Origin of the sequence: Oceanobacillus sojae (genome assembly GCF_007991515.1) — a bacterium.
Classification (GTDB): Bacteria; Bacillota; Bacilli; order Bacillales; family Amphibacillaceae; genus Oceanobacillus; species Oceanobacillus sojae.
The window spans coordinates 12729-26848 of record NZ_BJYM01000004.1 but is presented as its reverse complement, the minus strand read 5'-3'; the positions used below and the strand labels follow the sequence as shown (position 1 = coordinate 26848).

At 37.6% G+C, this 14120-nt stretch carries 14 protein-coding genes and 1 other annotated feature; all 14 genes read left to right on the top strand.

Annotated features, from left to right (window positions below; genetic code table 11):
* The first annotated feature begins 15 nt into the window (after positions 1–15).
* Complete coding sequence (locus OSO01_RS05465; protein WP_147209443.1) at positions 16–555, top strand: YqfB family membrane protein; 540 nt, start codon at positions 16–18, stop codon at positions 553–555.
* 150 nt (positions 556–705) lie between these two features.
* Positions 706–1005, top strand: a complete 300-nt coding sequence (gene yqfC / locus OSO01_RS05460) for a sporulation protein YqfC (RefSeq protein ID WP_147209442.1) — start codon at positions 706–708, stop codon at positions 1003–1005.
* Positions 1006–1116: 111 nt separating this feature from the next.
* Complete coding sequence (yqfD, locus tag OSO01_RS05455) at positions 1117–2334, top strand: sporulation protein YqfD (protein ID WP_147209441.1); 1218 nt, start codon at positions 1117–1119, stop codon at positions 2332–2334.
* A gap of 2 nt (positions 2335–2336) precedes the next feature.
* Positions 2337–3308, top strand: a complete 972-nt coding sequence (locus OSO01_RS05450) for a PhoH family protein (RefSeq protein ID WP_147209440.1) — start codon at positions 2337–2339, stop codon at positions 3306–3308.
* A 247-nt stretch (positions 3309–3555) separates the two neighbouring features.
* Complete coding sequence (locus OSO01_RS05445; protein ID WP_246145063.1) at positions 3556–5682, top strand: HD family phosphohydrolase; 2127 nt, start codon at positions 3556–3558, stop codon at positions 5680–5682.
* Complete coding sequence (gene ybeY / locus OSO01_RS05440) at positions 5682–6146, top strand: rRNA maturation RNase YbeY (RefSeq protein WP_147209439.1); 465 nt, start codon at positions 5682–5684, stop codon at positions 6144–6146. The genes OSO01_RS05445 and ybeY overlap by 1 nt, the downstream gene beginning before the upstream one ends.
* Positions 6136–6498, top strand: a complete 363-nt coding sequence (locus tag OSO01_RS05435) for a diacylglycerol kinase family protein (RefSeq protein ID WP_147209438.1) — start codon at positions 6136–6138, stop codon at positions 6496–6498. Before ybeY ends, OSO01_RS05435 begins: the two co-directional genes overlap by 11 nt.
* 272 nt (positions 6499–6770) lie before the next feature.
* On the top strand, positions 6771–7673 hold the full coding sequence (era, locus tag OSO01_RS05430) for a GTPase Era (RefSeq protein WP_147209437.1): 903 nt from the start codon (positions 6771–6773) through the stop codon (positions 7671–7673).
* A 179-nt stretch (positions 7674–7852) separates the two neighbouring features.
* Entirely contained in the window at positions 7853–8014 is a 162-nt protein-coding gene (locus tag OSO01_RS05425; RefSeq protein ID WP_147209436.1) for a YqzL family protein, read from the top strand.
* Positions 8015–8073: 59 nt separating this feature from the next.
* On the top strand, positions 8074–8817 hold the full coding sequence (gene recO / locus OSO01_RS05420) for a DNA repair protein RecO (protein ID WP_147209435.1): 744 nt from the start codon (positions 8074–8076) through the stop codon (positions 8815–8817).
* 69 nt (positions 8818–8886) lie between these two features.
* Positions 8887–9064, top strand: a binding site (T-box leader).
* Positions 9065–9161: 97 nt separating this feature from the next.
* Positions 9162–10040 (top strand): glycine--tRNA ligase subunit alpha, encoded by an 879-nt coding sequence (glyQ, locus tag OSO01_RS05415; protein WP_147209434.1) that lies wholly within the window; start codon positions 9162–9164, stop codon positions 10038–10040.
* A gap of 1 nt (position 10041) precedes the next feature.
* Positions 10042–12117, top strand: a complete 2076-nt coding sequence (gene glyS / locus OSO01_RS05410) for a glycine--tRNA ligase subunit beta (protein ID WP_147209433.1) — start codon at positions 10042–10044, stop codon at positions 12115–12117.
* A gap of 227 nt (positions 12118–12344) precedes the next feature.
* Entirely contained in the window at positions 12345–12974 is a 630-nt protein-coding gene (gene ccpN, locus OSO01_RS05405; protein ID WP_147209432.1) for a transcriptional regulator CcpN, read from the top strand.
* A 29-nt stretch (positions 12975–13003) separates the two neighbouring features.
* Entirely contained in the window at positions 13004–13813 is an 810-nt protein-coding gene (locus OSO01_RS05400; RefSeq protein WP_147209431.1) for a pyruvate, water dikinase regulatory protein, read from the top strand.
* The last annotated feature ends 307 nt before the right edge of the window (positions 13814–14120 follow it).

The window sequence follows — 14120 nt, the reverse complement described above, 5'->3', positions numbered from 1 at the left end:
AAAAGGAGGGGGCATATGGGCTGGATATTAGATAATTTATTTCTTGTTATTATCATTATTTCTGGATTAATCACTTTTCTGGGTGATTCCAAAAGGAAACAAGAAGAACAGAAAAAAAAGCAGTCTACACCTCCAAAAAATCAGACGCAGTCCAGACAAAGGCAGCAGCGTTCCCCACAAGAGATGAGGACGAGACAGCAGACTCAAAGAAAAAGAGAGCAGCCTCGCGCAGAACGCCAAGTCTATAGAGAAGGAGCGCGTCCGGATATTTCTGCTGGAAGCATTGAAGACCAGCAGAAAAAACAAATGGAACGTTTGGCAAATCGATATCAGACTTCTGCTCAGCAAGATATAGAGAACGCAGAGCAAAAGTTTAAAGATTTGATTGTTGATCGTAACGTTGAAGAAGAAAACCCGGGGAAACGTGAAATGAAAAGACGGGTCTCCGGTAATCTGGACGGAAAAGGCTTAGTAAACGGAATTATTATGTCGGAGGTTCTTGGATCTCCCCGTGCTAAGCAGCCGTATAGAAGTATCGTACAAAAAAGAAAATAAAGAATCACATTTATATCCTAATTAGCATAGATATGCTAATTAGGATATTTCTTTGTTTAAAGAGGATATTATTCGGAAGTTTTCTTTCCTTCTAAAACTGGTTCTGTTCAAGAAAGACTTTACATATGTATCAATGAGGGGGGATCATCATTGAAAAAATGGCAACAAAGAATCCGTTCGCTTTTAATGGAGCAATTCTCTCTTCCATCCGATGTTGTTATGGAGATGCCGCGTATAACAATCATTGGACATTTACATTTCTATATTGAAAATCATCAAGGCTTAGCCCTATACACAAATGAAGAGCTAAGATTAAAGGTGGCAAATGGTTTTGTATGTATTAAAGGGCATTCCTTTGTGCTTAAAATGATGCTGCCAAAGGAGATTATGCTGGAAGGAACCATTTCAGAGGTACTCTTCTTAAATCAGGAAGGCGAAAAAAAAGAATGATTTCTCCATCCTTAACAAGCCTATAAAGTGTTTCCTTATGAGAAATAAATACTTGCATAGGAGTACCATTATTGTATGAAAAGGATATGAGACGAGCCATAGGAGGTTGAAATGAAAAAAGAAAATTCGCCAACTATACGTGCATACATTACTGTTCGGATTAAAGGAGCCAGGCCGGAATTGTTTTTACAAAAATGTGCCAGCGGGGGTATTTCTATTTGGGACGTAAAAAAAATAGAAGATGACTGCTGTCAGGCTACTATTATGTTAAAGGATTTAGGAGCCTTACGAAAAATAAGGAGGAATTCTTTATATAAAGTTTCTTTTGTTGATCGAAAAGGCTTTCCTTTTTTTCTTTCAAGACTCTGTAAAAAAAGATTTCTGGTTATTGGTATACTCATTGGCTTTCTCTTTTTTTTCGTTTTATCTAATTTGTTATGGTCAGTTAAAATAACTGGCGTTCCAAAAGAAATTGAAGAAAAAATAGAAACAGAGCTTGAAGCCTTTGGGATACATCCAGGTGTCTGGCTGTTTTCTCTTGCTACACCAACAGATATACAGCGCCAGCTTTTAAATGAAGTGCCTGAGCTGCTCTGGACAGGAGTGAATCTTCAGGGAACAAGCTTACACCTGGAAGCTGTTGAAAAAACAATTGTAGAGGAGCTGCCTCCAGGGGAGCCGAGAAATTTAGTGGCAACGAAAAAGGGTGTTATTACTAACATGTATGTTTCTAAAGGACGAGCTATGGTAAGTGTGAATGATTATGTTGTTCCGGGAAAAGTTTTAGTTTCCGGTAATTTAAATACAGAAGAAGGGGAAAATAATACAGATGCTGAAGAAAATCCAGGACAGCCTATTGCTGCAGAAGCAGAAGTGATAGCAAATACGTGGTATGAAGTTCATGTCAGTATTCCGCTTCTTTATCAGGCTGAAGAAATAACTGGTGAACAGAAAAAGAAGCATTATTTACGTTTTGGAGACGTTCAGCTGCCTTTCTGGGGATTTAAGGATCCGGATTTTATATATTCCCAAGAGGAACGGAGAGAACAGCCTATTCATTTTTTGAAATGGGAGCTGCCCATATCGTATGTTTCTAAAGAAATAAGTGAAACGGAGAAAATAGAAGAACAAAGGTCGAAGGAAGAAGCGATTGAAGCCGGAATCCAGCAGGCTGTAACACAATTGGAAAATGAACTTGGTCCGGAAGCCGTGATATTATCAGAAAAGATTTTACATGAACATACAGAGCATGGTAAAGTTGAATTAGTCTTATATCTTTCTGTAGAAGAAAATATTGTAAAAGAAGAACTTATAACTCAAGGAGACTGATTATGCCCGAAAACTTAGTGGATATTGATTTGCAATTAGAAGGTGCCAATGAAGCGCTTGCTTTATTTGGTGCTAATGATAAGCATCTAAAACAGCTGGAAGCTTTACTTGGAGTAGATATTATATCCAGAGGCGAATTAATTCGTGTTTCTGGAGATGATCAGGCAGTACAATTGATACAAGAGATTCTCCTGACAATTTTGAGCGTTATTCGAAAAGGTCAAACCATTTCAGAGCGGGATGTTGTTTATGCAGTAGAACTGGCGAAAAAAGGTAAAATAAAACAATTTGAAACCCTATTTGAAGATGAAATTACAAAAAATTATAAAGGGAAATCAATCCGGGTAAAAACGCTTGGACAGAAGCAATATATTCAGGCTATCAAGTCCAAAGATTTAGTGTTTGGGATTGGCCCAGCTGGTACGGGGAAAACATATCTGGCTGTTGTTATGGCTGTTCATGCTATGAAAAATGGGCTTGTGAAAAAAATTATTTTAACCAGACCAGCGGTAGAAGCCGGGGAAAGCTTAGGATTTTTACCAGGTGATTTAAAAGAGAAGGTGGATCCATATTTAAGGCCCCTTTATGATGCATTACATGATGTCTTGGGTACGGAGCATACAGCACGTTTAATCGAACGGGAAACAATTGAAATTGCTCCATTGGCCTATATGCGCGGGAGAACATTGGACGATGCTTTTGTCATATTGGATGAAGCCCAAAATACAACACCTGCACAAATGAAAATGTTTTTAACACGACTAGGATTTGGATCAAAAATGATTATTACAGGGGATATGACACAAGTGGATCTTCCCAAAGGAATGACTTCCGGACTAAGAGTTGCGGAACGCATGCTTTCAGTAATAGACGGATTGGCCTTTGTGCATCTGCAGGCTGCTGATGTAGTCCGGCATCCGCTTGTTCAAAAAATTATAAATGCTTATGAAGCAGAAGACGGAAATGAAGGATGAGACAGGGAAAAGTCTCATCCTTGTTGTTCATGAGAAGATCGTTGTATTTCAATCATACATATATGGATATGATGTTCTGAATTAATCGGGAGAGATCGTAAATGAATCATCATAATAAATTGAATAGTGTATATCATCTTTTATCCAGTTGTTATATCCTGATTTTAAAGCTGGAAGTTTACTTGCCAGATGGTACACCATAATCATTTTAATGCAGCCGGTAAAAATGTGTAGTGGGGTGAAGGTGTTGAAAAATAGATGGAGGAAAATACTCCCTTTTTTTAAAAAGAGACGAAAATATCTATTTGCGGTTATTCCAGCTCTTATTATAGGAGCAACTGTTTTTTTTACTTTATTAGATAATGTACGTACGGATACATATGATATACAGCGTTTTGCTGTTTCTGAAGAGACAATACGATCACCGATCACTATAGAGAATAAGCAGGAGACAGATCAGAGGATTCGGGAAGCTGTAGATGCTGTTCCCGATCGGTATAGTATTTCCGAAGAAGTCACGGAAGAACGATTAAACTATATTAATGAAATCTTTGAAGCAGTATTTAAGGTGAAGGAAGAGCACGATGAAGATGCAGGAGAGGCGATAGAAGATATTTATCGGGAGGAGGCAGTTGAATTAAAGGCCCTTCTTTCTGAAGAAATCAGTTCGGAAATCTCTGAAGATGTTTTCGTTTTACTGCTGCAGCAGTCAGACGCTGCTTTAATAGAGGCTGAAACAATATTTTCACAAGCGTTAGAAGAAGTGTTAAATCAGGGGATAAGAGTAGAGAATATACAATCTGGCATAACTAATGTAGATCGCGCTATATCTTATTCGGATTTAAATGAAGAGTTGCAGGGGGCTTTAATCGAATTAGCAGACTTTGCTGTTGTGGAAAATTCCTTTTTTGATTATGAAGAAACTGCTCAAGAAAAAAAGGATGCAGCAACGCTTGTAGACCCTGTTATTATCCGGGCTGGAGAAACTATTGTCCGTGAAGGGCAGACCATTACAAATGAAATTTATGAACAGCTGGAATTGGTAGGAGTGTTATCACAGGAAGGTAATATCTATCCGATTCTTGCTCTGGGATTTTTGGCAGCTGTGATTGCTTACTTTTTCGGCTATGAAAGCTTTCAAATTGCTAAAAACAGAGATTGGAGTATTCTTCCAATTGTAGCAACAGTGCTGATAAGTGCATTGGCAATCTTTATTATGAAGATTCAAAGTGTTTTCTTTGACCAGTCTAACGCACTGTACTTAGTTACACCAATTGCAGCTATTGCTATTTTATTAAAAATATTAATAAGCGATCGTACTGCCATACGGCTGAGCATTTTATATGCTATATTAGCTGCATTTATGTTTAATAATTATATTGCCGGGATGCTGCACGTCGAAGCTGCTATTTATTTTCTTTTCTCTCAGCTTGCAGCGATTGTATTAATGAAAAAAATAAGTGAACGTTTAGTTATTTTAAAAACTGCAATCGGATTAATCCTTATCCATTCTGCTGTCATTATTTTATTTTTATTCCTGTCCTTTGAAAAATATACATGGTTTGATGTGTTTTTATATGTTGGCTTTGGTATTGCAGCTGCCTGTCTCTCTGCGATCCTGGCAATTGGGATATTGCCGTTATTTGAGAGCTTTTTAGGAACATTAACAGATATGAAGCTACTGCAATTATCCAATCCTAATCAGCCGTTGTTGAAGAAGCTTCTGGTGGAGGCACCTGGAACATATCACCATTCTGTAATGGTTGCCAACATCAGTGAAACAGCATGTGAAGCAGTAGGAGCAAATGGCTTATTGGCGCGGGTAGGGTCTTACTATCATGATATTGGTAAAACAGTCCGGCCGGGATTTTTTATTGAAAATCAGATGCCAAATAAAAATCCGCATGACCTGCTGCCGCCAAAAGAAAGTGCAGATATTATTATCCGTCATACAACCGATGGAGCAAATATGTTAAAAGCGCATAAAATGCCTAAGGAAATCATTGATATTGCGAAGCAGCATCATTCGAATTCTTTAGTTCAGTTCTTTTACGTAAAAGCGAAGGAGCTGAATCCTGAAACGGAGGAATCGGATTTCAGATATCCTGGACCAAAGCCGGAAACCAAAGAGACAGCTATTATCTGCATTTGTGATTCTGTAGAGCCGGCTGTCCGCTCATTACAGGATCCGACTCCTGAGCAGATTGATTCAATTGTTTCGGCTATTATCAGCAGTAAAATTTCAGATGGACAATTAGATAACAGTCCTTTAACATTAAGAGAGTTAAAAACCATTCAACATTCAATTTGCGATTCTTTAAAAGGAATTTTCCATTCCAGAATTCAGTATCCGAAAGAGGAAGGTGATAAATAATGATGATTGATTTTCAAGATGAAACAGGTATTGTAGCTGATGAGCATATAGAGCTTGTAGAGAAGCTGCTCACCTTTGCTGGAAAAGCTGAGAAGGTGGCTCATGACGCAGAAGTTTCCATCAGCTTTGTGAATAATGAACAAATTCAAGTAATCAACAGAGACTATCGTGATAAAGACAAACCGACAGATGTAATTTCATTTGCAATGCAGGAAATGGAAGACGAAGAGCTGGAAATTGTCGGGGAGGGATTGCCTGTTGTGCTGGGAGATATCATTATTTCGATAGATAAAGCAAAAGAACAGGCAGAAGAATATAATCACAGCTTTGAGAGAGAGCTGGCCTTTTTAGCATTGCATGGATTCTTACACCTGCTTGGGTATGATCATATGAATGTGGAGGATGAGAAGAAAATGTTCCGCAGACAGGACGAAATCCTAGGTGAATTTGGCATTGAAAGATAAAAAAAGAATTGTTGGATTCCGTTTTGCTTGGGCAGGGCTAAAAACGGTTGTGAAAAAGGAGTCTAATTTTCAGCTGCATCTCACAGCAACAGCAATTGTAGTTACATTAGGTTTCTTTTTCAAACTTTCTCTCATCGAATGGGCAGTTATTTTATTAACCATAGGTCTCGTGCTTATCACAGAAATGATAAACAGTGTCATTGAGCGGATTATGGATTTTATTCAGCCGGACTATGATGAAAGAGTAAAGGAAATAAAAGATATTGCTGCAGGTGTCGTTCTTGTTACAGCTATTATATCTGTTGTAGTCGGAGTACTTATTTTCGGACCAAAAATAATGCAGCTTCTATAATCCGATAATTATTTACAAAAGGGGATCCTATCAGGAGCCTCTTTTTTAGAATAAAAAGGTATATAAAAACGCTGACAAGAGTTGCCCCGGCAATTTTAAAAGAGCAGACCTATTAAAAAAATTAAAACATTTCTTGGTTAATCTTAACCAAATTACTCAAAAAACAATTGAAATTGTATGTTTGTTAAAGGTTTTGTCGATATAGTGAAACGAACATAAAAATGTAGTATGATAAGAAGCAAGCAAACAATAGAAATTCGGAGGAACGTAGCATGACAAATAATTTTAAATCAGGATTTATTGCAATTATTGGCAGACCAAATGTGGGAAAATCAACTTTTATGAACCGGGTTATTGGTCAAAAAATAGCAATAATGAGTGATAAGGCACAAACAACAAGAAATAAAATTCAAGGTGTCCTGACAACCAAGGAATATCAAATGATTTTTATTGATACACCTGGAATTCATAAGCCGAAACATCGATTAGGCGATTTTATGGTGCAGGTGGCAGAGAATACTTTAAATGAAGTGGATAATATTTTGTTCATGATTAATGCAGATGAAGGATATGGGCGCGGGGACCAATACATCATTGACCTGCTGCAAAAAGTGAAACAGCCGGTCTATCTGGTAATTAATAAAATTGATAAAATTCATCCAGAAAAGCTCATGAAGCTGATTGATCAGTATAAGGACCTTTATTCGTTTGATGAAATTATTCCAATTTCTGCATTAGATGGAAATAATGTTAATCATCTGTTAGAGGTGGTTGCTGGAAAACTTCCAGATGGGCCACAGTATTATCCTGCCGATCAGGTAACAGACCATCCCGAGAGATTCATCATTTCTGAGCTTATCCGAGAAAAGGTATTGCATCATACGAAGGAAGAAATTCCTCATTCGATTGCTGTTGTCATTGAAAATATAGAGAAGAATGAAAATGAAAAATTATTGGTACAAGCAACGATTGTTACAGAAAGAAGCTCTCAAAAAGGTATATTAATTGGAAAGCAAGGGAGCATGCTGAAAAAAATTGGCCAGCAATCACGCCGTGATATTGAAGCTTTACTTGGCTCTAAGGTGTATTTAGAGCTTTGGGTGAAAGTAAAAAAAGATTGGAGAAACAAACAAAATCAATTGCATGAATTTGGATTCCGACTTGATGAGTATTAAAGTTTGTGACATTTTCATTGGATTTTTATGAACATCCTCTTAAAGATGGTAATTTTTTATACTCATGAAATGTTCAAATCGAACCAACCTATAAAAGAAGCGGGAAGTTAATAACAGGGTATTTTTTAAGTAATTGCTTTAGTCTTAGCAAAAAATAATTTGAAAGGCGGGGGTTTCTTGTGCTAGATGCAACATGGTATTTGTTTTGTCAAACAGGAAACATTGAAACCTATTTATTATTAAAAGAATTAGAGCAGCAAGGAGAATTAAACCCGGAAGTGAAACAAAAAGAACAGACCCGATCTTCTATGACTGGGAGTTTAGATTTACCATCTGTTTAACCACAGAGATATAACGATGATTTTTCTGTTCAAAACAAAGTGAGGCCGGGTGATTTAGAGTGCTGGAACAGATAGATGGTATCGTATTAAAAACAAAAGATTATGGTGAAACACATAAATTAGTGACAATTTACAGCGGAAAGTTTGGGAAGTTCCAAGCTTTGGCAAAAGGGGCAAAAAAACCAAAAAGTCGAATGGCTGCTGTTACTCAGCCATTCGTTTTTGCCCGTTTTTTTGTTTATCTTGGAAGTGGATTGAGTACAATACAGCAAGGAGAATTATTAAACTCACATCGCAAAATACGCGAAGATTTTGTGAAAACAGCTTATTGTTCCTATGTTGCAGAGCTTACAGATAAGCTTTTGGAAAATCAAAATATAGATCCGTACATATTCGGACAATTTCAACAAACAGTAAAGTGGATTGAAGAGAATGATCAGGCTGAAATTCCAATAATGATGTATGAATTAAAACTTTATAAAAAAGCTGGGTTTGCCCCACTCTTAAATCAATGTATAAATTGTGGGTCGGTGCAGCAGCCTTTTGTGTTTTCTGTCGTGGAGGGCGGTTTTTTATGTCCTAAATGCCGCCATTTGGATCCGGAAGCAATAGAACTTTCTCCAAAATTGGCCAGGATTCTATATCTGTTCTCCGAGGTAGAATTAGAACGTATCGGATCCATCCAAATGAAACCAGAAAACGTGAAAATGTTCCAGGCCATTTTAAAAGCTTATTATGATCGTTATGGAGGATATTTCATAAAGTCGCGAAAGTTTTTGGATCAGCTGGATTTATTTAAGTAATAATTGACAAGTCAAGGACGGATAGAGTATGATTTGTACATATATCTTAAGTATAAATGTTATGAAATAGTCGTTACGATGATGAAGAAAAGTACTGAAGTATTGTCTGTAAAAAGCGAGCCTGGAAATGGTGTGAGCCAGGTATATAGAGACTTCAGGAAGGAGCTTCGGAGTAACAGCAATGAAAAGAGGCTCTTATAAAACAAGAGCAAATAGGGTGGAACCGCGGTTTTAAGCCGTCCCTATGTCTGTCATTAAAGCAGACATAGGGACGGCTTTTCTTATTGTTTCTGCTGAACGAAAAATACGATGTAAATTTCTTATCCATTAAAGGGGTGGAGTAAATGAATATTCAAGAAATGATCTTAACTTTACAAAATCATTGGTCAGAACAAAATTGTATCTTAATGCAGGCATATGATACAGAAAAAGGTGCTGGAACGATGTCTCCGATGACGCTGCTGCGAAGCTTGGGGCCAGAACCATGGAATGTTGCCTATGTAGAACCTTCCAGACGGCCGGCTGATGGCAGATACGGAAAAAATCCGAATCGACTGTATCAGCATCATCAGTTCCAGGTTATTATGAAACCTTCTCCGTCAAATATTCAAGAACTGTATTTAGGGTCTTTGAAAAAGCTGGGGATTGATCCACTCAAGCATGATATCCGTTTTGTGGAGGATAATTGGGAGAACCCGACGTTAGGAGCTGCCGGTCTTGGCTGGGAAGTATGGTTAGATGGTATGGAAATCACACAATTTACTTATTTCCAACAGATTGGCGGTTTAGAAGCCAACCCGGTAACTGTTGAATTAACATATGGGATAGAACGGCTCGCTTCGTATATTCAAGATAAAGAAAATGTATTTGATTTAGAGTGGAATAATGGCGTGACACTTCGAGATATTTTCTATCAGCCGGAGTATGAGCATTCTGTCTATACATTTGAAACATCAAATACAGATATGTTATTTGATTTATTTACAAAATATGAACAGGAAGCAAAAACAACGATGGAAAAAGGGCTCGTCTTCCCTGCATACGACTACGTTTTAAAATGCTCACATACATTCAATCTTCTGGATGCTAAAGGTGTTATTTCTGTAACAGAAAGAACAGGTTACATTAGCCGGATTCGTAATTTGGCCCGCAGCATTTCAAAGATTTATGTACAAGAGCGTGAAAAATTAGGCTTTCCAATGTTGAAAAAGGAGGGGAACTAAAATGGCACAGGATGTATTAATTGAAATTGGATTAGAGGAGCTGCCGGCTCGCTTCATAGACGATGCAGAAGCTCAATTTTTAGATAAAACAATAAAATGGCTGGATGAACAACGTATTTCCTACGCGTCTGCAATTTCTTTCTCAACACCGCGCAGATTAGCTGTCCTTATAGAAGAAGTAGCTGAGAGTCAGGCATCTATCGAAGAAGAGGCAAAAGGACCTGCCTTAAAGATTGCTAAGGATGGCCAGGATAATTGGACAAAAGCAGCGGAAGGATTTACCCGGGGACAGGGAAAAACAACGGATGATATTTATATTAAAGAAGTGAAGGGAACTTCTTATATTTATGTAAAAAAATATATTGAAGGAAAGTCTGTGCAATCCTTACTTCCGGAATTTAAGGATATTATTGAGTCGATTACATTTGGTAAAAATATGCGCTGGGCAAATGAAACATTGCGTTATGCACGGCCAATCCGCTGGCTGGCTGCGCTTTACGGTAATGAAGTGATCCCATTTGAAATAGCTCATGTGAAAACAAGCAATTTCACATATGGACATCGTTTCCTCAGTGGTAAGCTTACAATAGATGAACCGAAACAATATGAGCAATTGCTAAACGATAATTATGTAATTGCTGATGCTAAAAAACGCGAGGCTAAAATTGTGAAGCAGCTTGGTGCTTTACAAGAGAAAAATGAATTCCAAATTCCTGTTGATAAAGATCTATTAAATGAAGTAAGAAATCTTGTGGAATATCCGACAGCCTTTGTGGGCAGCTTTTCTACCTCTTTCTTAGCATTGCCAAATGAAGTTCTGATTACATCTATGGCCGAGCATCAACGTTATTTTCCTGTAGAGCAGGGTGGTGAACTGCTTCCTAAGTTTGTCGGCGTGAGAAACGGTGATGATTATGAGCTGGAAACAGTAATCCGGGGAAATGAGAAGGTTCTTCGTGCCCGTCTTGCGGATGCAGAATTCTTTTTCGAAGAAGATAAAAAGCTTTCGATTGATTTCTTCCAGGAAAAACTCACCAGGGTTATATTCCAGGAGAAGCTTGGTACGTATACCGAGAAGGTTAATCGTGTTAAAACAATTGCTAAGCATTTAGCAGAGGAGCTTTCCTTAAAAGAGCTTAAAGAAGTTGTTCGTGCAGCTGAAATCAGTAAGTTTGATCTGATGACCAATATGGTAAATGAATTTACAGAGCTGCAGGGCGTTATGGGTGAGAAATATGCTACTTACTTTGGAGAAGCTAAAGAGGTTTCTCAAGCTATCCGCGAGCATTATCTGCCGAAGCAGTCCCATGGTGAGCTTCCTGCCACGACAGTCGGTGCAGTATTAAGTATCGCGGATAAAATAGATACAATTGCCGGCTGTATCAGTGTTGGTCTTATCCCGAGCGGTTCCCAGGATCCATATGGCTTAAGAAGGCAGGCAATGGGCATCCTGCGTATATTGAAGGATCAAAATTGGGATTTAACCATAGAATCACTAATTGAGTATACTTTATCTGTATTAGAGAATGCCGGTTTAACAATAAACGCTTCTTCTAACGATGACTTGCTGGCGTTTTTCGCTTCCCGTGCGGAGTATTTAATGCGTGAAGAAAATATTGAAACAGATATAATCCATGCTGTCGTAGATAATCAATTAGGTATATTTCATGTTGCAGTGGAAAAAGCACATGTTTTAGCTGAGAAAAAAGCAGATGATCATTTTAAGACCTCTCAGGAGGCACTTGTTCGTGTGTTGAACTTGGAAAACAAGGTAGAGGATACGGATTATAAGGTAAATCCTAACCTCTTCCAAACAGAATCAGAAAAAGAATTACATGAATCTGTAGCAGCAGTAAAATCAACTTACGCAGAATATTTAGAAGCCCAAAAAAGTGAGGAAGCATTGCAGCTGCTTGCCGACCTTGCAGGTGATATCCATGCGTTCTTTGATCATAATATGATTATGGACGATAATGAAGAAGTAAGAAAAAACCGTCTTTCTATCATCCATGAGCTTTCTGTGCTAATCTTGCAATATGCAGACTTACGGAAAATAGCATGGAAACAGCACGCATAAATGGATTATAACGGTCTTATAAACAAGGAAAAATATAATAAAAAAGGTTTTCTCTCTTAAAAAAGGAATTTTAGTGAATAAAGTCGAATTATAATAACGTACCATGTTCTAAAAATATTAAGGAATCATGGTACGTTATCCTTTATGTATACCAATTTTTATGCCCTTAAGTAATACTATTTATAATATTCATTTGCAAATAATGCAGCAGTATAGGTGGTGAAAAAGTGGACTTATCGAAAAGGCAACAGCAGATTATAGAAATAGTAAAAGCAGACGGTCCTATCACGGGAGAGCACATAGCAGAGCGGCTTACACTAACCCGGGCTACATTGAGACCGGATTTAGCTATTCTGACAATGGCTGGTTTTTTAGATGCACGTCCTCGTGTAGGCTACTTTTATACGGGTAAAACAGGATCAGAATTATTAACAGAAAAAATAAAACGGTACAAGGTTCATGAATTTCAGCAGGTCCCGGTTGCCGTAAATGAAAAGGTGTCTGTATATGATGCTATATCGACTATGTTCTTAGAAGATGTTGGTACCCTGTTTGTTGTGGATGAAAATGCATGTCTGGTTGGTGTCCTTTCCAGGAAAGACTTATTACGTGCAAGCATGGGAAGGCAGGATTTAAGCTCGATACCGGTACCAATTATAATGACAAGAATGCCGAATATTACAGTATGCCGTAAAAATGACCTGCTTATCGATGTAGCTCATCAGCTGATATCGAGACAAATTGACGGCGTCCCCGTTGTAAAGGATACAAAAAATGGCCTTGAGATAATTGGCCGAATTACAAAAACAACGATGACAAAACTGCTGGTTGAGTTAACCATTGAAGATAAAATTTAAGTTTTAAGAAACTGGGAGAGGGTGTCGTGATGACTGCGCAGAAAATTATTTATGTGTTATCTGATTCTGTTGGGGAAACGGCTGAATTGGTAATTAAAGCCGGCTTAAGCCAATTTAAAAACGGGGATTATAAAATACAGCGTATCCCATATGTGGAAGATAAGGAAACCATTGATGAATTCTTGCAACAGGCAAAATTAAATTCAAATCTTATCGGTTTTACACTTGTTAATCCAGAATTACGTGCTTATTTAAACAAACGTGCTAAAGAAATAGATATTGAAGCAGTTGATATAATGGGTCCTATCATGGAAGCAATGGAGCGGGTTTTCAGCGATGAACCGCGATTGGAAGCCGGCCTTGTCCATAAATTAGACGAAGATTATTTTAAGAAGATTGAAGCCATAGAGTTTGCTGTAAAGTATGATGATGGAAGAGATACAAGAGGAATTACCCGTGCAGATATTGTATTAATCGGTGTTTCCAGAACATCTAAAACTCCGCTCTCTCAATTCCTGGCGCACAAACGATTTAAAGTGGCGAATGTTCCAATTGTTCCGGAAGTGGATCCGCCGGAAGAGCTTATGATGGTTGACCCCAAAAAATGTATTGGCTTGCGCATATCCTCAGAAAAACTGAATGGAATTCGAAAAGAGCGCTTAAAAGCTCTTGGACTCGGTGACCAGGCAACTTATGCAAATGTAAGCAGGATTGAGCAGGAATTAGAATTTTTTAATGAAGTTGTTGAAAAAATAGGCTGTCCTGTCATTGATGTTTCTCACAAAGCAGTGGAGGAAACAGCTAATCAGATTATTCGTATGTGGCAAGGCAGAAATTAATAAAGTTATTCAAGAAGAACAGTAAAAATAATGCATTAAACTTCCTGATATTTTTTTACTTCATATATTAATATCTTCAAAGTCTGTCAGAAAGTAAAATGGTACATTGCAGCAAATAATATCAGACGCAAATTGTGTGAAAAGCATTCTGTACACTGCTCTAACGGAATGTTTTTCTTCTTTCAATAGTTTTATAAACAAATTAATAGAAATCTATTAAAAAATATATTATAATGGTAAATCGTATGAGCAGATTTATATAAAATGCAATTTTAATCATAATTTGCTCTAAAAAAGAAGGATTCTG